The following is a 21,009-nucleotide window of genomic DNA, read 5'->3' as shown; positions in this document are numbered from 1 at the left end:
CCTCACAGGACGGAATTAAAAAAGGAACATTTGCCCTCCAAAGCTACCACAGCGGCCCCTTCCGGCCGGAGCTGTGAAGCGGCCGTCCGTGAGTTTTCGCTCACAGCGCCCGGGGCGGCCGCGCGGGTCCTGCTTTGGCGCGGGCGCCGCTGCACATAGGCTCGTGCCCATGACGATGAACCATCCGGGGCACTACGGCGGCCCGCAACCGGATCCCCGTACGCTCATGGACGCAGGCGCGAATCCCACTTGGTTCGGCCGCATCGATCCGGGGAACTACCGGCCCGCCCCCGGCAATCCTTCCGCCATGCCCGCCCAACCTTGGCTTCCCGCGCTGCCGGCGCCGCAGCGCAGGGGCGGTTCGGGGCTGCTCGCGCTGCTGATCACGGGCGGCGTCCTGGCCTTCGCCAGCCTCCTGATGGTTGTACCGTTCCTCCTGGGAAACACCGGAGTCGCGGGCTTCGCGATCGGGTTCATCGCGTCGCTGCTTCCTTTGTCCGCGGTGCTGCTCACTGTCTACTTCATCGACCGCTGGGAGCCCGAGCCCAAGCGGCTCCTGGTCTTCGCCTTTACCTGGGGCGCCGCCGTCTCGATCGCCGGCACGCTGCTGATCCAGCCCCTGTTCGCCCTCGCCGCGCCACGGAGCAGCGAGGCGGACTTCCGCTTCTTCATGGCCACCGTCGAAGCTCCCATCGTGGAAGAGTTCACCAAGTCCCTGGGCCTGCTGCTCCTGCTCCTCGTGGCCCGTAAGTATTTTGACGGGCCGGTGGACGGCGTGGTGTTCGCGTTCACCATTGCCGGCGGGTTCGCCTTCACGGAAAACATCCTCTACTTCGGCCGGGAAATTGCGGAGTCCACGGATCCCGGGACCGACCTGGTGCGCATTTTCATCCTGCGCGGCATCATGTCCCCGTTCGCCCATGCCATCTTCACGGGAACCACGGGCCTCATCATGGGCTTTGCCGCGCGCAAATGGCATTCCGGGTATTCGGTGCTGGCCTTCTTCGTCGGCCTGCTGCCGGCCATGTTCCTGCACAACCGCTGGAACAGCATGGGCGCCGACTTCCTGGTCCAGTACGTCCTGGTACAGGTACCCATCTTCCTTGTCGCCGTCGTCGGGATCATCCTGCTCCGGGTCGCCGAGAGCAAACTGACCCGCCAGCGCCTCCTGGAGTACGCACGTGCCGGATGGTTCAGCCCGGTGGAGGTGGACATGCTGGCCACCGCGCGGGGCCGGCGCCAGGCTGTGCGCTGGGCGCGGGGACTCGGCCGCGAAGACGCGATGCGGCGTTTCGTCAAAGCTGCCACGGCCCTGGCCTGCACACGCCAGCGCATCCTGAGCGGCCGCGACGTTTACCAGCACCAGGCGGACGAGCTCCGGCAGCTTGCCGATGTTCCTGCATTGCGCGCGGCCGTCACGGCCTGAAACCTCCTGCGGACAGCAGAGGAGGCGGCACCCCTTGCGGGATGCCGCCTCCTCTGTGTTTGAAACGAACGTCAGGCCAGCAGTGAAGGCTTCAGCTTCTGCAGCCGGCCGAGCAGGCCGTTGATGAACGCCGGAGACTCGTCCGTGGACATGGTCTTGGCCAACGCCACCGCCTCGCTGACAGCAACGCCGTCCGGGACGTCGTCGTTGTACAGCAGTTCCCAGGCCCCGATCCGCAGGATCACGCGGTCCACGGACGGCATGCGCTCCAGGGTCCAGCCTTGGGCGTAGGTCTGCAGGAACTCGTCGATGGTGGCCTGCTTCGCCAGGACGCCCTCCACGATGTCCATCGTGTACGGGTTGACTACGAGGTCCATCTTTTCGCGCCGGGCTTTGATGACCTCAAGCGCCGGGGCAGAACGCTGCTCCGCCTCGAAAAGCACTTCAAGGGCCCTGGTGCGGGCCTTGCCACGGGCGCTCACTAGTCGTTGACCCGGCCCAGGTAGCTGCCGTCGCGGGTGTCGACCTTGACCTTGGTGCCCTGTTCGAGGAACAGCGGGACCTGGATCTCGTAGCCGGTCTCGACGGTGGCGGGCTTGGTGCCTGCAGAGGAGCGGTCGCCCTGCAGGCCCGGCTCGGTGTAGGTGATTTCCAGGACAACGCTCGGCGGCAGTTCCAGGTACAGCGGCGCGCCTTCGTGCATGGCGATCAGCACCTGCTGGTTTTCGAGCATGAAGTTCTTGGCATCGCCGACGACCTCGCCGGAAACGGTGAGCTGGTCGTAGTCCTGCACGTCCATGAAGACGTAGTCGGCACCATCCTGGTACAGGTAGGTGTAGTCGCGGCGGTCAACCGTTGCGGTCTCGATCTTGGCGCCGGCGTTGAAGGTCTTGTCGACCACCTTGCCGGAGAGAACGTTGCGCATCTTGGTGCGCACGAAGGCACCACCCTTGCCCGGCTTGACGTGCTGGAACTCGATGACGTTCCAGAGGTTGCCCTCCAGCTTCAGGACGGTTCCGTTCTTGATGTCGTTTGTGGTAGCCACTCGTATCCTCTTGGTTTCTCTTGCAGACCGCTATGCCCGCCAGGCATGCCGTTCAGCCCGCCAGCGCGTCTTTGTCAAAAATCGCGTACTTCGTTAAAAGTCCACGACCATTCTAGCGGCATTCTCCGCGCCGGATGTCAGGACGCGAGTTCGAGCACATTCCGTGCCCGCTGCAGGGCCACGGCCGAGGAGTAGATGAGCGAAGCGTCGGCGGCCTGGGCAACCCGCAGGTCCAGCGCCTTGGTGAAGGATTCGGCAGCCGCTGCGACGTTGCCGGCAACGAAATAGGCCCGGCCCAGGAACTGGTGGACAAGCGGTTCGCGGCTGGTGCCGTGCACTTCCGCCAGCAGCTGCCGGAAGAGCTCGACGGCGCGGTCGAAGCGGTTCGTGGCCCGGTGCAGCTCGGCCTCGTAGATCCGGAGCTTGAAGGACTCCGGGTTGTTGCAACGGGCCTCCGCGAGTTCTTCGGCGGCGTCGCCGAAACGGCCCTCCAACAGGAGCGCCATGATGCGGTCGGCGGGGTCGGTTGATTCGGCAAGGGCTGCCTCCATCGCGTCTTCGTTGACGACGTGCGGGAGCAGGGTGTCGGGATTGACGCGGACGCCGGGGAACCCGGCAGTGGGCCAGTCCGTGATGCCTTCGGTGGCTGTCATGGTCATGATGCGATTTCCTGATAGGCGGCAAACAGCAGTGAGGTGTCCGGCACATCGAGGATGCCCGGCTTGGCGATACCGTCAAGGACCACGAAACGCAGCAGGTCGCCACGGGACTTCTTGTCCCGCCGCATGCCGTCGAGCAGGCCCTGCCAGCGGTCCTTCCGGTAGGTGACCGGCAGCCCGAAGCCCTCGAGGATGCTGCGGTGCCGGTCGGCGTCGGCGTCGGACAGGCGTCCGACGCTGCGCGAGAGTTCGGCGGCGAACATCATGCCCACCGAAATTGCGGCGCCGTGGCGCCACGAGTAGCGTTCCACCAGCTCGATGGCGTGGCCGAGCGTGTGACCGTAGTTGAGGATCTCGCGGAGGCCGGATTCCTTCAGGTCCTCGGAGACCACCTTGGCCTTGACTGCGATGGCCCTTTCGATCAGTTCACGCACCACGGCGGACTCGGGGTCCAGCGCTTCGCTGCCCTTGTTTTCGACCAGGTCGAGGATGGCGGGATCGGCAATGAATCCGCACTTGATGACTTCGGCCATGCCGGAAATGAATTCGTTCTTCGGCAGGGTCCGGAGGGTGTCGAGATCGGCCAGGACGGCGGCGGGCGGATGGAAGGATCCCACGAGGTTCTTGCCTTCGGCGGTGTTGATGCCGGTCTTGCCGCCCACTGAGGCGTCCACCATGCCGAGCAGGCTGGTGGGCATGTGGACCACCTTCACGCCGCGCAGCCAGGTGGCTGCCACGAAGCCGGCGAGGTCGGTGACGGCGCCGCCGCCCACGGACACGACGGCGTCCGAACGGGTGAAGTCGTTCTGGCCCAGTACCTGCCAGCAGAAGGCCGCAACCTGGATGTGCTTGCCCTCTTCGGCGTCCGGGATTTCCGCGGTGACGGCAGTAAAGCCGGCGGATTCCAGTTCGGCGCGTACCGCGTCACCGGTGAGGCGGAGCGCGCGCGGGTGGATCACCAGCACGCGCTTGACGCGCTCCCCCAGGGTTTCCGGAAGGGAAGACAGGAGGCCGCGCCCGATGACGACGTCGTAATTTTCGGCAGCAGCCTGTCCGGTGACCTTGATGATGGTCGATTCAGTGCTCATTGTTGAACTTCCTCTTTGACGGCCGTGAAGCTTCGCAGCGCCTCTTCCACGCGGAGGGCGAGTTCCTGGACGGTGCCGCTGCGGACGTCGATGGTGATGTCGGCCAGCCGGGTGTAAACCGGTTTGCGCGCCTCGAACAGGGTCTGCCACCGTTCCATGGCGTCACCGGCCAGGAGCGGGCGTCCGCTGTTGCGCGCGATCCGCTCGGCTACTGTGGCTGCGTCGCATTCAAGGTAGACGGCGGTGCAGCCGGCAAGCAACTGCTGGGTTCCGGAATCGAGGACCGCTCCCCCACCCAGGGAAATGACGGCACCGTTCCGGCGGGAATCCTCGACGGCGCGTGCCACAGTCCGCGCCTCGATCTCGCGGAACGCGTGCTCGCCGCGGCCGGCGAAAATGTCCGCGATCGCACCATGCTGTTCAACAATCACCGCGTCGGTGTCGACGAAGGGCAGGCCGAGGTGCTGTGCGAGCTGCTGGCCGATGACGGATTTGCCTACCGCCATCGGACCCATCAGCACGATCACGGGCCGCACTGCGGCACCGGAATGACTATGAACCACTAGTTGCCGACCGTGTCCAGGGATGCGGGGATGTTCTCCAGGTACGACTTGAGGTTGCGCGCGGTCTCGGCCACGGAGTCGCCGCCGAACTTTTCGGTGACGGCTTCGGCCAGGACGAGGGCGACCATCGCTTCGGCCACCACGCCGGCCGCCGGAACGGCACAGACGTCCGAACGCTGGTGGTGGGCCTTGGCAGCCTCCCCGGTACGCACGTCGATGGTCTTCAGCGCGCGCGGAACCGTGGCGATCGGCTTCATGGCGGCGCGGACGCGCAGGACCTCGCCGATGCTCATGCCGCCCTCGACGCCGCCGGCGCGGTTGGTGGAGCGGATGATGCGGCCGTCCTCGTCACGGACGATTTCGTCATGGGCTGCAGAACCGCGGCGGGCGGCCGTGCGGAAGCCGTCGCCGACCTCAACGCCCTTGATGGCCTGGATGCCCATGAGTGCTGCGGCCAGGCGGGAATCCAGGCGGCGGTCCCAGTGCACGTAGCTGCCGAGTCCCGGCGGGAGTCCGTAGGCCAGGACCTCGACGACGCCGCCGAGGGTTTCGCCTTCCTTGTGTGCGGCATCCACCTCGGCCACCATCGCGTCCGAGGTTTCGCGGTCGAAGCAGCGCAGCGGGTCGGAATCCAGTGCCAGCACGTCGGAGGGCGCCGGCAGCGGCCGGCCTTCCGGAACGGAGACGCTGGCGATGGACACCGTGTGGCTGACGAGCTCGATGCCAAGCTGCTTGAGGAACTGCGCCGCGACCGTGCCGAGGGCCACGCGGGTGGCGGTCTCGCGGGCGCTGGCGCGCTCCAGCACGGGGCGCGCCTCGTCGAAGCCGTACTTCTGCATGCCGGTGAAGTCGGCGTGGCCCGGGCGAGGCCGGGTCAGCGGTGCGTTGCGGGCCTGGTCGGCCAGGAGTTCGGGATCCACCGGGTCGGCGGACATGATCTGCTCCCACTTGGGCCATTCGGTGTTGCCGATCTGGATGGCGACCGGGCCGCCCTGGGTCACACCATGGCGGACACCGCCGAGGACGCTGACCTCATCCTGCTCGAACTTCATGCGGGCACCGCGGCCGTAGCCGAGACGACGGCGGGCCAGGGCCTCGCGCAGATCATCACTGGTGAGTTCCACGCCGGCGGGGACGCCTTCAACAATTCCGAGCAGAGCCGGTCCATGGGATTCCCCGGCAGTCAACCAACGCAACATATATCCAATCCTGCCATGTAAGGGGGTTACCGGACCCGTCGGGGAAGCCCGACTGAGTCGCACATCACATCTATGACATCCGTGCCGACGTCATGTCCGCTGAAGAGCTTGATCTGTTCAACGGCCTGGTAGAGAAGCATTTCCAGCCCGGGGACCACCGCACCCCCGCGCCGCTGCCATTCCTCGGCAATCCGGCTGGGCCAAGGATCGTAGGCGACGTCGAGCAGGACGCCGCCACCGCCCGTGCCCAGCCCCGCGAAACTGTCGGCGATGCCATCGGCCGCCCGCGGAGGCAGGGTCGAGATGACAAGCCCGGCCGTGGCGATCCCTTCGGCGGCATCCGCCATGGGGAGCAGTTCGATGGCCAGCCCGACGGCGTCGGCAGCCTTGATCGCTTCACCGGCCCGTCCGGCGTCGCGGACGTAGACCCGCGCACTGCCGCAGCCGAGCTCGCGGAGCGCGGCAATCGCCGCGGCAGATGTTCCGCCGCCGCCGAGGATCACGGCGTCCGGACGCTCGGTGACGCCGGCGTATCCGACGGCGCGGACGATTCCGGTGACGTCGGTGTTGTAGCCGACCCGCCGCACCTTGCCGTTGCCGTCTTCGAAGGCAACGGTGTTGATCACGCCAAGGTGCGCTCCGGCGCCACGGACTTCGTCAACTTCGGCCACCATGGCGGTCTTCAGCGGCATGGTCACGGAGAGTCCGCACCATTCGGGCTCGGCAGCAACGCCGGCCATGAAATCGGGAAGCTGCTCGACTGTGACGTCGATGGCCGTGTAGCCGATATCCACGCCGAGGCGGGCATAGGCGGCGGTATGCAGGGCCGGGGATTTCGAGTGCCCGATCGGATGCCCCAGGACCGCGGCGCGGCGGCTCATACGCACCGCCCCGGGTTGGCCTCGCACCAGGCGGTGTACAGGGCGACGTAACGGTTGTGCTCAGCCAGCGTGCTGGAGAACCTGGTTTCCTTGGTGTCCAGGTTGATGGTGACCCAGTACAGGAAATTGTTCGCAGCCGGCTTGGCGGCGGCGTCGATGGCAGTCTTTCCCGGGGAGCCGATGGGACCAACCGGCAGGCCGGCGATCGCATAGGTGTTGTACGGGTTGCCCTTGTCCGCCTTCTGCTCCTCGGTGAGGTGGAAGGTCTTGGTGCCCAGGCCGTATGTCACCGTGGCGTCGGACTGGATCAGGCCGTTGGTTTCCTTGTTGCCCGGTTTGAGCCTGTTGTAGATGGCGCCGGCGACGTTGCGGTAGTCGGCCTGGCCGCCTTCGGCCTGGACGATGCTGGCCACGATGATGGTCTGGTACTGCTTGGCAGGATCCGTGATTCCCTGGGCCTTGAGCTCGCCGAGCGTCTCCGAGACGAGCTTCTGCAGGATGTCCTTGGCGCTGGTGCCAAGGGGGAAACGGTACTCCCCGGGCGCCAGGAAGCCCTCAAGGTTCTTCGCCTTCGCGGGGACTCCGAACTGTGCCGGGCTGTCGCTGAGCGCCTTCAGCTGCGCCACGGGGATGCCGGAGCCTTTCGAGATGGCCTCCAGCGATTCGCCGATGCGCAGGCCGGCGTTCAGGGCGAAGTAGATGACCTTGCCCGCTTCGTTGTCGACCAACACCGCGACGGCGTCGGAATTCTTCATCTCCTTGCGGAAGGTGAAGTCGCCGGGCGAAAGCTCACCGCCCGAGGCGGAGAACTCCTGGAGGAAGCTGCCGGCATCTGCCACGACGCCTTCGTTCTGCAGCTGGTCGGCCACCTGTTTCGGGCCGGCCCCCGGCATGACCGTCACGGAAACCGAGCCTGTTCCGGGTCCGGGGAAGTCCTTGACCTTGTCCATGCCGAGCAGGGGCTTGAGCAACTGGGCCCCGAGCACTACCGCGGTCACAAACACCGCGAAGGTCAGGAACAGGGCCAGTCCGCGGCGGCGCCGGCGGACTTTCTTGGACGGCGCCGGGTGCGCGTCGACGGCGGCAAGCACCGGATGCGGATCATGATCCTCATGGTGCTCGTCGTAATGATGGTGTTCGTCGTAGTGGTCTTCACCGGCGTGGTGGCCGTGGTGAAGATCGTCGTAGCTGCCCTGGCCGTCGTGATGCCGGGCAGCATCGTCGTGGGCCGGCTCCTCAACGTGGGCCGGCTCCTCAGCGTGCACCGGCTCCTCGGCGTGTGCAGCCTCAACAACCGGCGCCGCCTCAACAATCGGCGCAGGGCTTTCGGGGTGGGCCACGACCGCAGGGGCCACGTCCGTCTCGCTCCGGCCCGCCGCGGAAGCGGCCGGAACGGGTGCCGGGAGGGGTACCACCGATTGCTGCTGGGTTTCCAGGAAGCGTTCCCTGGCGCGCAGTTCACGGCGCGTCAGGGGACGGCCGGTCGGTTCCGGGGTTCCGCCGGAGGGGTCATGATTGACCGGGCTCACGATTGCCTTCCGCTCGTTGGGAATCTGTTTCCTTGGCTGGGCCGGAGGCCGTGTCCGCGCCGGCTCCCCCGGGCTGCGTGGATTCCACGGCCAGTGCGGGCGCGTGCACGCGCCGGCCAACGTCCTGGCCCCTTGCCTTCTGCATTTCGATGGCGTGCTGCAGGATTCCCGCCGCAGCAAGCTGATCCACCACTTTACGGTGATCCTTGCTGCTCATTCCAGCATCGTGCAGGCTGCGGTGCGCCGAAACCGTGCTGAGCCGCTCGTCGATCAAATGGACGGGAACGTCCAGGCCCGCTTTCTGCAACGCGGCAGCGAGCAGGCCTGCGTAATCCGAGGCCATCCGCGCGGACGGGCCTTCCTGGCCTTTCAGGGTGCGGGGAAGCCCGACGAAGATCTGCACGGCGCCGCGCTCGGCGGCCTGCTTGACGATGACGCCGACGTCGGAGTTCTTCTTCGCGTCCCGGCTCAGGGTCCTGAACGGAGTGGCGAGGATACCGTCCGGGTCGCAGGCCGCAAGCCCGACCCGGACGGTCCCGACGTCGACCCCCAGCTTGACGCCCCGGGGGTAACTGCCGCTGTGCGGCATGGAGTCGGAAGTCACCGCGTGGTGATCGCGTCCACGACTGCGGCAAGCGCCGCGCCGACCTTGCCGGCATCGGTGCCGCCGCCCTGGGCGACATCGTCCTTGCCGCCACCGCCGCCGCCGAGGATCCCGGCGGCCAGGCGCACGAGGGCACCGGCCTTCACTCCGGCCTCGCGGGCAGCCTCGTTGGTGGCAACGAGGATGACGGGGCGGTCGTTGCTGACGCCGGCCACCGCAACGGTGGAGGCGTCGGAGCCGAGGCGGTTGCGCAGGTCCATGGCGAGGCCGCGGAGGTCGTCCGCTCCCCCGACCTGGCCGGCGTCGTGCGCGATGACACGCACGCCGGCGGCGTCCTTGGCGCTGGAGAGCAGGGTGGCGGCCTGGGCGGCGAGCTGTTCCTTGCGCAGGCGGTCGAGTTCCTTTTCGGCGACCTTGAGCTTGTTCAGGGTGGCGGAGATCCGGTCGGCCAGCTGGCCCGAGGGCACCTTCAGCATCTCGGTAAGCTCAGTCACCAGGGCACGTTCGGCGGCGAGGTGGCGGAAGGCATCCAGGCCGACGAAGGCCTCGACACGGCGGTTTCCGGAGCCCACGGACTGCTCGCCCAGCAGCGACAGGCTGCCGATCAGCGAGGTGTTCGCCACGTGGGTGCCACCGCAGAGCTCACGGGACCAGGCGCCGTCGATCTCCACGACGCGCACTTCGCTGCCGTAGTTCTCGCCGAACAGGGCCATCGCGCCCAGCGCCTTGGCCTCGGCCAGTCCCATCACCTTGGTGTCCACGGTGAAGTTGTTGCGGATGGCGATGTTCGCGACCTCTTCGATTTCGGACCGGGTGGCCGCGCTGAGGCCCTCGCCCCAGGCGAAGTCGAAGCGCAGGTAACCGGCCTTGTTGAAGGAGCCGCGCTGGGTGGCTTCCGGGCCGAGGATCTGGTGCAGGGCGGCGTGCACGATGTGCGTGCCGGTGTGTGCCTGCTCGGCGGCATGCCGGCGTTCGCGGTCGACGGCGGCGCGCACCAGCGCGGATTCGGCGATCTCGCCTTCGCGGACGATCGCCTTGTGCACGCTCAGGCCCTTGACGGGGCGCTGGACATCGAGGACCTCGACGACGAAGCCATCGCCGGTGATGAGGCCCTGGTCGGCGGACTGGCCGCCGGCCTCGGCGTAGAACGGGGTTTCCGCGAGCACGAGTTCGATTTCGTCACCGGTGGAGGCATGGCTGAGCCGCTTGCCGCCGCTGACAATGCCGCGTACGCGGGACTCGCTTTCGAGCTCGTTGTAGCCGGTGAAGACGGTCTCGCCTTCGGCCAGCAGTTCCTGGAACGCGGCGACGTCGGCGTGGCCGCCCTTCTTCGCCTTGGCATCGGCCTGGGCACGCTGGCGCTGTTCGAGCATGAGGCTGCGGAAGCCTGCTTCGTCCACCTTCAGGCCGGCCTCTTCCGCCATTTCGAGCGTGAGGTCGATCGGGAAGCCGTAGGTGTCGTGCAGGGTGAAAGCATCCTCGCCGGACAGCGGGGTGCCTGCGGCCTTGGAGGCGACCACGGCTTCTTCGAGGCGCGCGGTGCCGGAGGCGATGGTGCGCAGGAAGGCCTTCTCTTCGGCGTAGGCGATGCGGCTGATGCGCTCGAAGTCCGTCTCCACCACCGGGTAGACGCCCTTCATGGCGTCGCGGGAGGCAGGCAGGAGTTCAGGAAGGCAGGCTTTTTCGACGCCGAGCAGGCGCATGGCACGGACCGCGCGGCGGATGAGGCGGCGGAGCACGTAGCCGCGGCCTTCGTTGGAGGGGACCACGCCGTCGGAGATCAGCATGAGGGCTGAGCGGATGTGGTCGGCCACGACCCGCATGCGGACGTCGTCCGCATGGTGCGGATCGTCGTCGGACTCGGCGGAGGTGTACTCCTTACCGGAAAGTTCGGCAGCCTTGTCGATGACCGGGCGGACCTGATCGGTCTCATACATGTTCTCGACGCCCTGCAGGATCATGGCGAGGCGCTCCATGCCGAGACCGGTGTCGATGTTCTTCTTGGGCAGTTCGCCCACGATGTCGAAGTCCACCTTTGAACGGACGTTCTCGATCTGGTACTGCATGAACACGAGGTTCCAGATTTCGATGTAGCGGGTCTCGTCGGCCAGCGGACCGCCTTCGACGCCGTAGGCGGGGCCGCGGTCGTAGTAGATCTCGGAGCAGGGGCCGGCGGGGCCGGGCTGGCCGGTGGACCAGTAGTTGTCGGCCTTGCCCATGCGCTGGATCCGCTCGGCGGGAATGCCGGTGTTCTTCAGCCAGAGTTCCTTGGCTTCGTCGTCCTCTTCGTAGACCGTCACCCAGAGGCGCTCGGCAGGAAGGCCGTATCCGCCGTCGTCGACGCTCTTGGTGAGCAGCTCGAAGGCGAACTTGATGGCGTCTTCCTTGAAGTAGTCACCGAAGGAGAAGTTGCCGCACATCTGGAAGAAGGTGCCGTGGCGGGCGGTCTTGCCCACTTCCTCGATGTCGCCGGTGCGGATGCACTTCTGGACGCTGGTGGCGCGGGTGAAGGCAGGCTCTTCGCGTGCGGTCAGGTACGGGATGAAGGGCACCATGCCGGCCACGGTGAAGAGCAGGGACGGGTCGCTGGACACGAGCGACGCCGAGGGGACAGCGGTGTGGCCCTTGCTGACAAAAAAGTCCACCCAGCGCTTGGTGATCTCCTGCGACTTCATTAGCTGATTACTTACCCTTCTGAAACCTGGTTCAATGCGCGGTCGGCAGGCGCCGGTCCGCAGCTTCCAATTCTGCCCTGTTGTTGGCGGTAGGGCGAACCGCGGCGGCTAGCGGCGGGTGGAGCCGGCGTCGTCCAGGCCGAGCGCGGTCCGCAGTTCGCTTTCGCGTTCGCCCATTCCCGCGCGCACGGCGTCCGCGAAGTCATAGACGCCGTCGGCCAGCCGGGCTACCGCACGGTTGAGTCCCTCGGCTCCAAGGCCGGCCTGGGCCTCACTGATCTTGCGGAAAGCGATCACGCCGATCGCCACCCCGATTCCCATCCAGACGATTCTTTTCACGATGTTCCTGACTTACCGTTCCGAAAGTTATGGGTGGCAGCTCAGCGGCTGCGACGGCCCGAAGAAGGCTTGCGGCGGGTGGTGAATGCCGAACGCACGCCGTAGCTGAAGGCCGCGACCTTGATCAGCGGCGAACCGAGCGTGGCTGCCACCAGCGACGACAGGGCCGAGATGTTCGCCGAAGCGTCCGAGACGTTGGAGGCGATGCCGTCCACCTTCTTCAGCTGCTGGTTGGTGGTGGAGACAGTGGCGGTGACTTCATCCATCAAAGGGGTGGCGCCGTCGCTGATGCTGCGGATGGAGGTGCGGACTTCGTCGAAGACCCGGCCGAGCTTGAGGATCGGCACGGCCAGCAACAGGACAAGGAGGGCGAAAACCCCGGCCGCGATCAGTCCTGCGATATCGCCACCAGTCATGTTCTCTCATCTCCTTGATCCGTTTGGTTCACTGACCCGTTTGATTCCCGGCCACGCCGCGGCATACCGCGCAGGCCGGCTGATCTCCCCCAAGTACCTTACATACAAAGGAGCCCGCGGCGCGTGCCACGGGCTCCTTTGTCTATGCTCGCTGGAATTTAGCGTGCGTAGAATTCGACGACGAGCTGCTCTTCGCAGGTCACGGGGACCTCGGAGCGCTTCGGGCGGCGGACCAGGCGGGCCTGGAGGGCGTCGAGCTTGACGTCCAGGTAAGCCGGGACGGCCGGCAGAACATCGCGGTGCGCACCTGCTGCGGCGACCTGGAACGGAGCCATGGTCTCGCTGCGGCTGTGGACGTGGATGAGCTGGCCTTCGGAAACGCGGAACGACGGACGGTCCACGCGGACGCCGTCAACCAGGATGTGGCGGTGCACAACCAGCTGGCGGGCCTGGGCGATGGTACGGGCGAAACCAGCGCGCAGCACGAGGGCGTCAAGACGCATTTCGAGCAGTTCGATCAGGTTTTCACCGGTGAGGCCCTTGGTGCGGCGTGCTTCTTCGAAGGCACGGGTCATCTGGGCTTCGCGGATGCCGTACTGGGCGCGCAGACGCTGCTTTTCGCGCAGACGAACGGCGTAGTCGGAGTCCTGCTTCTTGCGGGCGCGACCGTGTTCACCGGGGCCGTACGGACGGCGCTCCATGTACTTGGCGGCCTTGGGAGTCAGAGCGATGCCGAGCGAACGCGAAAGGCGTGCGGTACGGCGAGCACGAGTGTTGTTAGCCACTTGTGTCCTTCCAAATTACTGCGGTGTGATGGTGTTACTGGCCTCCATGTGGGAGAGCATCGGCCAACCGCTGCCTTTTGCTACTGGGTCCGCGGCACAGCTCCATCAAGGAACTTCCAGGGAAGTCTTCAAGGGATTGCGCCCGGACCATGCCAGACAAACATCCATCCTAGCATCCCGCGGGCCTGGCGCCCTTCCCTCCGGAAGCTACTTCCCCCGGATGATGCGGCGCAGCTTCTCCAGCCGGGGCGCGATGTCCCGCTCGGCGCCGTTGGCCGTCGGCTTGTAGTAGTCCTTGCCCACCAGGTCGTCCGGCGGGTACTGCTGGGTAGCCACGCCATGGGGCGCGTCGTGGGCGTACTTGTAGCCTTGGCCGTGCCCCAGGCCCTTGGCACCTTGGTAATGGGCATCGCGCAGGTGCATCGGGATTCCGCTGCCAAGCCCGGCCCGGACGTCCGCGATGGCTGCGTTGATGCCCATGTAGGCGGCATTGGACTTTGGCGCCGTGGCCAGGTGGACCACCGCCTCGGCGAGGATGATCCGGCCCTCCGGCATGCCGATGAGCTGCACCGCCTGCGCGGCCGCGACGGCGGTCTGCAGCGCGGTGGGGTCGGCCATGCCGATGTCCTCGGAAGCTGAGATCACGATCCGGCGGGCGATGAAGCGTGGATCTTCGCCGGCCTCCAGCATGCGCGCGAGGTAATGCAGGGAAGCATCGACGTCCGAGCCCCTGATGGACTTGATGAAAGCGCTGGCAACGTCGTAGTGCTGGTCCCCCGCCCGGTCATAGCGGACGGCTGCGGAATCCAGCGCGCGTTCGGTGTGGCGAAGTTCGACGACGAGCGGCGCGTCCGTGTCGGCAGCTGGCTCGCTGCCGCCGTCGTCGGTGTCTTTCGGGTGGTCATGGCGGTCACCGAAGGCGACACCGGCGGCTGCTTCCAGCGCGGTCAGCGCCCGGCGGGCGTCCCCGGCGGAGAGCCGGACGAGGTGTTCAAGCGCTTCGGGGCTGAGTTCGACGGCGCCGCCCAGGCCACGGGGATCGCTGACCGCCCGCAGCAGGAGCCCTTCGATGTCCCGGTCCGTGAGCGGCTTGAGGGTCAGCAGCAGGGAGCGCGAGAGCAGCGGAGAGACCACGGAGAAGGAAGGGTTCTCCGTGGTGGCGGCTACCAGCACCACCCAGCGGTTCTCGACTCCGGGCAGCAGGGCATCCTGCTGGGCCTTGTTGAAGCGGTGGATCTCGTCCAGGAAAAGCACCGTCGTGGTCTTGTAGAGATCCCGCGCCGTGAGGGCTTCGTCCATCACGCGGCGGACATCGCGGACGCCGGCAGTGATGGCGGACAGTTCGACGAACTTCCGGCCCGGGCCGCGCGCGATCACATGGGCGAGCGTGGTTTTGCCTGTGCCCGGCGGTCCCCACAGCAGGACCGAACTGGGCCCCGCGGGACCGGCGGCCTCGGCTCCCGCCGCAAGCTGGCGCAACGGGGAGCCCTGGCCGAGGAGGTGCTGCTGCCCAACGACCTCGTCGAGGTTCTTCGGGCGCATGCGGACTGCAAGCGGCGGGGCCTGGCGGCCGCTGCTTGTGTCCTGGCCCGGGTCGCGGTCATCGGAGTCGTCCCCGCTGCCGCCGGAACCAAAGAGATCTTCCACCCGACTAGGCTACTCATGGATTGCGGCAAAGGAGGCATCACGGTGGACAGGACCCCTTCAAAGGGAGCGCCCTCCCGGACTGCCTTCGTGTCCGCGGGCCGGCTTGCCGGGTGGGTGCAGCGCTTCGCCGCCAGCCACGGGCATCCCGTGGAGGAACCGCACGACGGCGGCTTGCTGCTCCGTGCCGCAGACGGCGCCACTGCTTTGCTCCAGCCGCCATGGCCCGACGACGGCCGGCCGGGGCGCGGGGCGGACGACGTGGAGCGTTTGGCCTCGCTCGCTTCCCAGGAACGGAAGATCGGCATCGTGCTGGTGCGGCGGGGTGGTTACGCCGTGGGTGTGGCGAGCGGCGGGCGGCTCCTGGCGTCCAAGAGCGGAAGCCGCTACGTGCAGTCCCGTTCCGCGGCCGGCGGCAGCTCACAGCAACGGTACGCGCGGCGCCGCGCCAACCAGGCCGACGCCTTGGTTTCCACGGTCGCGGCGCAGGCGGCAGCAGTTTTCCCGGGACACTCCGTGGAGTACGTCCTGCCGGGCGGCGATGCGGCCTTGGCTGCAGCGGCGCTGGAGGATCCGGCGCTTCGGGACTTCGCACGGCGTCCCAGGCTGCCGTTCATGGCCGTGCCCGATCCGAACACCACCGTCCTCAAGCAGGCTGCCGCGGATGCGTGTTCGATCCGGATCCTGGTGACTGATCCGGCGTAGGCACCCGTGGCAGCTGCCTCGGATATCAGCAGCCACTCAGTGCGCGCTGCAGCGGTGCCTGCCGGTACAGGTAGCGGCCCTGCTCCTCGAAACCGGCGCCGGCATATAGTGCCTGCGCGCCGAGGTTGCCGGCGGTCACCATGAGCCAGAAATCCTGCACGCCCTCCCCCGCGCCTGCTGTGAGCAATGCGGCCAGGACCCGCCGGGCGAACCCACGGCGGCGGTGTTCCGCCGAGGTCGCCATGCAGTACAACCCGCCCCAGCGGGCGGTACCCTTAACCCCGATACCGGCCGGCAAGGCGAGGCGCCCGACGGCGGCGGGGGCGTCGTCGTCGTCCCTCACCATCGCGTAGAGCGAGGGGCAGCCGGAGAGGATACGGCGGGCAATCTCAAGTTCAGCCGCGCCGCCGCGGCCGTCCACCGACCACCACAGGCGCAGCCATTCCTCCGACGGTGAGCCGGTGATCTCCACGCCGCCTCCCTGGCCAGCGGGAAGCTCCGCCGCGGAGCGGGTCATGAGGAGCGTCTCCGATTGCCGGGTGAAGCGCCGCGCATCGAGCAAGGCGTTCAGCTCCGCGTACCGGGGGTCATCGAAGAGCTGGAAGATCAACGGCTGCCGCCGGAGCCGGTACCACATAGCGGCCGCGTTGAGTGCGGCAGCCGGATCATCGGCCACGCCGCGCGGCCACACGGAATTGGCGCGCTGGGTCACGCCGCCGGCGGACCGCATCACCCAGCCGTTCAGCTCCTCGTGCTCCGGAGCAGGCCATGCCAGGTCCATGAGCTCTTCCAGCAGGCCGGAAGCAACCGCTGCGGATTCCACTGCCATCAGCCCCTCCTTCGTCAAAGAAAGACTCCCCGCCCCGCAGCACGCGGGACGGGGAGCCGTGATGCTCGCTATTCGGCAGGCGGAGTGGCCTGCGGCTTGGCCTCCGGTTTGAAGTCCACGCCGGCTTCCTTGCGCTGCTGGGCCGTGATCGGCGCGGGTGCAGCGGTCAAGGGGTCGTAGCCGCCACCGGACTTCGGGAAGGCGATGACGTCGCGGATCGAGTCGACGCCGGCCAGCAGGGACACCACACGGTCCCAGCCGAGGGCGATGCCGCCGTGCGGAGGAGCGCCATACTTGAAGCCCTCCAGCAGGAAGCCGAATTTCTCCTGCGCTTCCTCGTGGCTGATGCCCATGACCTTGAAGACGCGTTCCTGCACGTCGCTCTGGTGGATACGGATGGAGCCGCCGCCGATTTCGTTGCCGTTGCAGACGATGTCGTACGCGTAGGCCAGGGCCGCTTCCGGGTTCTCGTCGAAGGTGTCCAGGAACTCGGGCTTCGGCGAAGTGAAGGCGTGGTGCACTGCAGTCCAGGCCGAGTGGCCCAGAGCGACGTCGCCGGATGCGGTGGCCTGCGCCGCGGGTTCGAACATCGGGGCGTCCACGATCCACACGAACGCCCAGTCCTTGGGGTCGATCAGTCCGGTGCGGTGGCCGATCTCCACGCGTGCGGCGCCGAGCAGCGCACGCGACGGGCTTGCCTCGCCGGCAGCGAAGAAGATGCAGTCGCCGGGCTTGGCACCGACGGCGTCGGCCAGTCCTGCGCGTTCGGCGTCGGTCAGGTTCTTCGCCACGGGACCGGCGAGTTCGCCGTCTTCCTTGTACAGGACGTAGGCCAGGCCCTTGGCACCGCGCTGCTTGGCCCATTCCTGCCAGGCGTCCAGCGTGCGGCGCGGCTGGGAGGCCCCGCCGGGCATGACGACGGCGCCCACGTAGGGGGCCTTGAAGACACCGAAGTTGGTGTCCTTGAAGAATTCGGTGAGCTCGGTCAGCTCCAGGCCGAAGCGCAGGTCCGGCTTGTCCGAACCGTACTTGGCCATGGCTTCCCAGTAGGTCATGCGGCGGATCGGAGTGGGGACCTCGACGTCGATCAGCTGCCAGAGGGCCTTCACCAGGGCTTCGCCGAGCGCGATGATGTCATCCTGCTCCACGAAGCTGGCCTCGATGTCCAGCTGGGTGAATTCCGGCTGGCGGTCGGCGCGGAAGTCCTCGTCACGGTAGCAGCGGGCAATCTGGTAGTACTTCTCGAAGCCGCCCACCTGCAGGAGCTGCTTGAAGAGCTGCGGGGACTGCGGAAGCGCGTACCAGGAGCCCGGCGCAAGGCGCGCGGGGACCACGAAGTCGCGGGCGCCTTCCGGCGTCGAACGCGTCAGGGTGGGGGTCTCGATCTCCACGAAGCCCTGCTGGTGCAGCAGTTCACGGGCCACGCGGTTCGCTTCGGAACGCAGGCGCAAGTTGCGGGCCGGGCCCGGACGGCGAAGGTCCAGGTAGCGGTGCTTGAGGCGCGCTTCCTCGCCGACCTCCACGTGCTCGTCGATCTGGAACGGCAGCGGGTCCGAGGTGTTCAGGATCACCACCTTTTCGGCGATGACCTCGATCTCACCCGTGGCGAGGGCCGGATTTTCGTTGCCTTCCGGGCGCTTCTCGACCGTGCCGATCACCTGGAGGACGTACTCGTTGCGGAGTCCGTGGAAGACCTCTTCTTCGCGGACGACCACCTGGGCGACACCGGAAGCGTCACGCAGGTCGACGAAGGCCACACCACCGTGGTCACGGCGGCGGCCCACCCAGCCTGCCAGGGTAACGGTCTGTCCAATGTGCTCGGAACGCAGCGATCCGAGGTCATGTGTGCGCAGCACAGCATTCCTTTCAGCATGATTTTCGGCCGATCGTGGCGAAACGATCCCGTTTGAGTTTACCCGCCCGGATGCGGGCAGATCGCCACTGCCCGGGATCGGGGCTCAGGAACGTGCGGCGGCGAAGCGGAGCCGCAGCAACCGGTACAGGATTCCAGCCGCGAACACGGCCGCGCCGGCGATCAGGGACGACGGCGGAAGGGTCGCCACCAGCAGCACGCACGCCGCCGCGCCCAGCACCTGGAGGGCCTTCGGGAAGCGGCGTTGCGCGTTGTCCTGCGTGAAGGCGGCGAGGTTCGCCACCAGGTAGTAGAGCAGCACGCCGAAGGAGGAGAAGCCGATCGCCCCGCGCAGGTCCGCCACCGCAATGACCAGGCAGACGACGACGGCGAGGGCCACTTCCGCGCGGTGCGGCACCTTGAAGCGGGGATGGACGGCCGCGAGCCAGATCGGGAGTTCGGCGTCGCGGGCCATGGCGAGGGTGGTGCGGCCGATGCCGGCGATCAAGGCGAGCAGGGCGCCCAGCGCGGCCAGCGCCGCGCCGATCGAGACGAACGGAACCAGCCAGCTCCAGCCGCTTTCCGCGACGGCCGCGGCCAAGGGGGTGGGAGTTCCGGCCACTCCGTGCGGGCCGAGCACCGAAAGGATTCCGGTGGCAACTGCCGCGTACAGGACAACCGCGATGCCGAGGGAGATGATGATTGCCCGCGGAATGGTGCGCTCGGGGCGGATGACTTCTTCGCCCATGGTCGCGATGCGGGCGTAGCCGGCGAAGGCGAAGAACAGCAGGCCGGCGGACTGCAGGATGCCATACCAGCCGCCGTCGAAGAGGCCGCCGTTCGTGCCGCCGTCGAACATCCTGCCCAGGCCCGCGCCGGAGTTTCCGGCTGCGGAAAAGCAGGCGGCGATGATCAGCAGCAGCACCGCGAGGACGGCGGCAACGATGATCCGCGCCAGCCGGGCGGTTCGGGTCACGCCGCGGTAGTTGACGGCGGCCAGTCCGAGTACCGCTGCGATGGCCAGCGGCCGCTCCCAGCCTTCCGGCGCGAGATAGGCGGCGAAAGTCAGGGCCATGGCGGCGCTGCTCGCCGTCTTTCCGATCACGAAGCCCCAGCCGGCCAGGAAGCCGGGCCACTCCCCCAGCTGCTGCCGCCCGTAAAGGTAGGTCCCGCCGGACGACGGGTACGCCGCGGCGAGCTGTGCGGAAGAGGTTGCGTTGCAGTACGCCACGACCGCAGCGATCACCAGGCCGACCAGGAGGCCGGCGCCCGCGGACTGCGCAGCGGGCGTGAACGCCGCGAACACCCCCGCTCCGATCATCGAGCCGAGGCCGATGGTGACGGCGTCCACGGTGCCGAGGCGCCGGGCCAATGTGCCGCCTGCATTGTTCGCCATCGCCGCCGCGCTGCCTACGCGGTGGTGATGCGGACGGTCAGGTCTTCGGCCGGCGGGCTCCAGCTGGCCGGATCCGCATCAGCCTGTTCGCCGCTGCGGATGTCCTTGACCTGGTGCTTGCCGTCGTCGTCGGTGAACCACACGAAGGGGATCCCGCGGCGGTCGGCGAACTTGATCTGCTTGCCGAACTTCTCCGCCTTGGCCGCCACCTCGGTGGAGATTCCGCGGGCCCGCAGCTGCGAAGCAACATCCTGGGCCGCGGCCCAGCTGTCGTCGTTGTTCAACGCGACGAGCACCGCTGTGGGAACCGAGCGGCTGGCCGTGGCGAACTCCTGGCTGAGGATGCGGGACACCAGGCGGGTGACGCCGATGGACAGGCCGACGCCGGGGAATGTGCGGTTGCCCTTGCGGGCCAGGGCGTCGTAGCGGCCGCCGGAGCAGATGGAGCCCAGCTGTTCGTGGCCCACGAGGACGGTTTCGACCACCGTTCCGGTGTAGTAGTCAAGGCCGCGGGCGATGCTGAGGTCGGCCAGGACCTTGCCCGGTGCGCGCTGGACGGCGGCGTCGATGACCTGCTCCAGTTCGCTCAGGCCTTCTTCGAGCAGTTCGTGGCTGACACCCAGGGCACGCACCTGCTCCACGAAGGAGGTGTCTTCGGTGCGGATCTGCGCGAGGCTCAAGGCAAGCTGTGCCTGTTCATCGCTGGCACCCAACTCGCTCTTGAGCAGTTCGGCCACCTTGTCGGCACCGATCTTCTCCAGCTTGTCGATGCTTCGCAGCACTCCTGCGGTGTCCTCCAGGCCGATGCCGCGGTAGAACCCTTCCGCCAGCTTGCGGTTGTTGATGCGGAGCCGGAAGTCCGGGATGGGCAACGCGCTGAGGGCCTCTGCGATGACCAGCGCGATCTCGACGTCGTAGCGGAAGGGAAGTTCGCCGTCGCCCACCACATCGATGTCCGCCTGGGTGAATTCGCGGGCACGGCCTTCCTGCGGGCGTTCGCCGCGCCAGACCTTCTGGATCTGGTAGCGGCGGAACGGGAAGGTCAGGTAGCCGGCGTTCTCGACGACGTACCGGGCAAAGGGGACGGTGAGGTCGAAGTGCAGGGCAAGTGCGTTGGGGTCGCCCTTGGCGTTGCCCGCGGAGTCCTCGTCCTCCTGGAGGCGGCTGAGGCCGTAGACCTCCTTGTCGATTTCACCCTTGCGCAGCAGCTGGCCGACCGTTTCGACGGCGCGGGTTTCGATGGAGGAGAAACCGTGAAGCTCGAAGACGCGGCGCAGGGTGTCCAGCACATGCAGTTCCACCAACCGCTCCTGGGGAAGCCACTCGGGGAATCCGGACAGGGAGGCGGTACGTGCCATGGTGGAATTTTCTCCT

Annotated in this window: 20 protein-coding genes; 2 read left to right on the top strand and 18 right to left on the bottom strand. The window is 67.3% G+C overall.

Going from position 1 to position 21,009, the window contains the following annotated elements:
* Positions 1–169 precede the first annotated feature (169 nt).
* The gene (locus BIU82_RS10200; RefSeq protein WP_070349362.1) at positions 170–1,426 is read left to right on the top strand and encodes a PrsW family intramembrane metalloprotease; all 1,257 of its coding nucleotides are present in this window, start codon (positions 170–172) and stop codon (positions 1,424–1,426) included.
* Positions 1,427–1,497: 71 nt separating this feature from the next.
* On the opposite strand, the gene nusB is transcribed toward BIU82_RS10200, so the two are convergent.
* The 14 genes from nusB to BIU82_RS10130 form a co-directional block, all read right to left on the bottom strand.
* Complete coding sequence (gene nusB / locus BIU82_RS10195; protein ID WP_070349361.1) at positions 1,498–1,908, bottom strand: transcription antitermination factor NusB; 411 nt, start codon at positions 1,906–1,908, stop codon at positions 1,498–1,500.
* Positions 1,908–2,471, bottom strand: a complete 564-nt coding sequence (gene efp / locus BIU82_RS10190; RefSeq protein WP_070349360.1) for an elongation factor P — start codon at positions 2,469–2,471, stop codon at positions 1,908–1,910. Before efp ends, nusB begins: the two co-directional genes overlap by 1 nt.
* A gap of 137 nt (positions 2,472–2,608) precedes the next feature.
* Entirely contained in the window at positions 2,609–3,130 is a 522-nt protein-coding gene (locus BIU82_RS10185; protein ID WP_070349359.1) for a tetratricopeptide repeat protein, read from the bottom strand.
* Complete coding sequence (gene aroB, locus BIU82_RS10180) at positions 3,127–4,218, bottom strand: 3-dehydroquinate synthase (RefSeq protein ID WP_070349358.1); 1,092 nt, start codon at positions 4,216–4,218, stop codon at positions 3,127–3,129. The genes BIU82_RS10185 and aroB overlap by 4 nt, the downstream gene beginning before the upstream one ends.
* The gene (locus BIU82_RS10175; protein ID WP_171906535.1) at positions 4,215–4,733 is read right to left on the bottom strand and encodes a shikimate kinase; all 519 of its coding nucleotides are present in this window, start codon (positions 4,731–4,733) and stop codon (positions 4,215–4,217) included. The genes aroB and BIU82_RS10175 overlap by 4 nt, the downstream gene beginning before the upstream one ends.
* A gap of 47 nt (positions 4,734–4,780) precedes the next feature.
* Positions 4,781–5,980, bottom strand: a complete 1,200-nt coding sequence (gene aroC, locus BIU82_RS10170) for a chorismate synthase (protein ID WP_070349356.1) — start codon at positions 5,978–5,980, stop codon at positions 4,781–4,783.
* 26 nt (positions 5,981–6,006) lie between these two features.
* The gene (locus BIU82_RS10165) at positions 6,007–6,861 is read right to left on the bottom strand and encodes a shikimate dehydrogenase (protein ID WP_070349355.1); all 855 of its coding nucleotides are present in this window, start codon (positions 6,859–6,861) and stop codon (positions 6,007–6,009) included.
* On the bottom strand, positions 6,858–8,390 hold the full coding sequence (gene mltG / locus BIU82_RS10160; protein ID WP_070349354.1) for an endolytic transglycosylase MltG: 1,533 nt from the start codon (positions 8,388–8,390) through the stop codon (positions 6,858–6,860). Before mltG ends, BIU82_RS10165 begins: the two co-directional genes overlap by 4 nt.
* A complete protein-coding gene (ruvX, locus tag BIU82_RS10155) occupies positions 8,371–8,979 on the bottom strand; it encodes a Holliday junction resolvase RuvX (protein ID WP_070349633.1) in 609 nt (202 codons plus the stop codon). Before ruvX ends, mltG begins: the two co-directional genes overlap by 20 nt.
* A gap of 11 nt (positions 8,980–8,990) precedes the next feature.
* On the bottom strand, positions 8,991–11,669 hold the full coding sequence (gene alaS, locus BIU82_RS10150; protein ID WP_070349353.1) for an alanine--tRNA ligase: 2,679 nt from the start codon (positions 11,667–11,669) through the stop codon (positions 8,991–8,993).
* A 108-nt stretch (positions 11,670–11,777) separates the two neighbouring features.
* Positions 11,778–11,990: a hypothetical protein gene (locus BIU82_RS10145; protein ID WP_070349352.1), complete on the bottom strand. Its 213-nt coding sequence runs from the start codon at positions 11,988–11,990 to the stop codon at positions 11,778–11,780.
* Positions 11,991–12,049: 59 nt separating this feature from the next.
* Complete coding sequence (locus tag BIU82_RS10140) at positions 12,050–12,424, bottom strand: DUF948 domain-containing protein (protein ID WP_070349351.1); 375 nt, start codon at positions 12,422–12,424, stop codon at positions 12,050–12,052.
* 158 nt (positions 12,425–12,582) lie between these two features.
* The gene (rpsD, locus tag BIU82_RS10135; RefSeq protein ID WP_070349350.1) at positions 12,583–13,209 is read right to left on the bottom strand and encodes a 30S ribosomal protein S4; all 627 of its coding nucleotides are present in this window, start codon (positions 13,207–13,209) and stop codon (positions 12,583–12,585) included.
* Positions 13,210–13,416: 207 nt separating this feature from the next.
* Complete coding sequence (locus BIU82_RS10130) at positions 13,417–14,856, bottom strand: replication-associated recombination protein A (RefSeq protein ID WP_070349349.1); 1,440 nt, start codon at positions 14,854–14,856, stop codon at positions 13,417–13,419.
* Between the two features lie 42 nt (positions 14,857–14,898).
* Here BIU82_RS10130 and BIU82_RS10125 point away from each other — a divergent pair, with 42 nt between their 5' ends.
* Positions 14,899–15,558 carry an acVLRF1 family peptidyl-tRNA hydrolase gene (locus BIU82_RS10125; RefSeq protein WP_253182744.1) on the top strand — a complete coding sequence of 220 codons (660 nt, stop codon included), beginning with the start codon at positions 14,899–14,901 and terminating at the stop codon, positions 15,556–15,558.
* A 25-nt stretch (positions 15,559–15,583) separates the two neighbouring features.
* Here BIU82_RS10125 and BIU82_RS10120 read toward each other — a convergent pair whose 3' ends face one another.
* The 4 genes from BIU82_RS10120 to hisS form a co-directional block, all read right to left on the bottom strand.
* On the bottom strand, positions 15,584–16,387 hold the full coding sequence (locus tag BIU82_RS10120; RefSeq protein ID WP_070349347.1) for a GNAT family N-acetyltransferase: 804 nt from the start codon (positions 16,385–16,387) through the stop codon (positions 15,584–15,586).
* A 68-nt stretch (positions 16,388–16,455) separates the two neighbouring features.
* Positions 16,456–18,243 carry an aspartate--tRNA ligase gene (gene aspS / locus BIU82_RS10115; protein ID WP_139146577.1) on the bottom strand — a complete coding sequence of 596 codons (1,788 nt, stop codon included), beginning with the start codon at positions 18,241–18,243 and terminating at the stop codon, positions 16,456–16,458.
* Positions 18,244–18,345: 102 nt separating this feature from the next.
* Positions 18,346–19,635 (bottom strand): amino acid permease, encoded by a 1,290-nt coding sequence (locus BIU82_RS10110; RefSeq protein ID WP_070349345.1) that lies wholly within the window; start codon positions 19,633–19,635, stop codon positions 18,346–18,348.
* Positions 19,636–19,649: 14 nt separating this feature from the next.
* Positions 19,650–20,993, bottom strand: a complete 1,344-nt coding sequence (hisS, locus tag BIU82_RS10105; RefSeq protein WP_070349344.1) for a histidine--tRNA ligase — start codon at positions 20,991–20,993, stop codon at positions 19,650–19,652.
* Positions 20,994–21,009 lie beyond the last annotated feature (16 nt).

It is taken from the genome of Arthrobacter sp. SW1 (assembly GCF_001766675.1).
Classification (GTDB): domain Bacteria; phylum Actinomycetota; class Actinomycetes; order Actinomycetales; family Micrococcaceae; genus Arthrobacter.
This window is presented reverse-complemented; position numbering and strand designations above follow the sequence as displayed.

Bases quoted from the DNA above. Each gene is read 5' to 3' on its own strand.
- ruvX (WP_070349633.1), bottom strand. From the start codon at position 8,979: ATGCCGCACAGCGGCAGTTACCCCCGGGGCGTCAAGCTGGGGGTCGAC.
- BIU82_RS10185 (WP_070349359.1), bottom strand. From the start codon at position 3,130: ATGACCATGACAGCCACCGAAGGCATCACGGACTGGCCCACTGCCGGG.
- hisS (WP_070349344.1), bottom strand. From the start codon at position 20,993: ATGGCACGTACCGCCTCCCTGTCCGGATTCCCCGAGTGGCTTCCCCAG.
- BIU82_RS10200 (WP_070349362.1), top strand. From the start codon at position 170: ATGACGATGAACCATCCGGGGCACTACGGCGGCCCGCAACCGGATCCC.
- alaS (WP_070349353.1), bottom strand. From the start codon at position 11,669: ATGAAGTCGCAGGAGATCACCAAGCGCTGGGTGGACTTTTTTGTCAGC.
- BIU82_RS10120 (WP_070349347.1), bottom strand. From the start codon at position 16,387: ATGGCAGTGGAATCCGCAGCGGTTGCTTCCGGCCTGCTGGAAGAGCTC.
- BIU82_RS10140 (WP_070349351.1), bottom strand. From the start codon at position 12,424: ATGACTGGTGGCGATATCGCAGGACTGATCGCGGCCGGGGTTTTCGCC.
- aroC (WP_070349356.1), bottom strand. From the start codon at position 5,980: ATGTTGCGTTGGTTGACTGCCGGGGAATCCCATGGACCGGCTCTGCTC.
- BIU82_RS10165 (WP_070349355.1), bottom strand. From the start codon at position 6,861: ATGAGCCGCCGCGCCGCGGTCCTGGGGCATCCGATCGGGCACTCGAAA.
- BIU82_RS10110 (WP_070349345.1), bottom strand. From the start codon at position 19,635: ATGGCGAACAATGCAGGCGGCACATTGGCCCGGCGCCTCGGCACCGTG.
- BIU82_RS10175 (WP_171906535.1), bottom strand. From the start codon at position 4,733: ATGGGTCCGATGGCGGTAGGCAAATCCGTCATCGGCCAGCAGCTCGCA.
- aroB (WP_070349358.1), bottom strand. From the start codon at position 4,218: ATGAGCACTGAATCGACCATCATCAAGGTCACCGGACAGGCTGCTGCC.
- BIU82_RS10145 (WP_070349352.1), bottom strand. From the start codon at position 11,990: ATGGGAATCGGGGTGGCGATCGGCGTGATCGCTTTCCGCAAGATCAGT.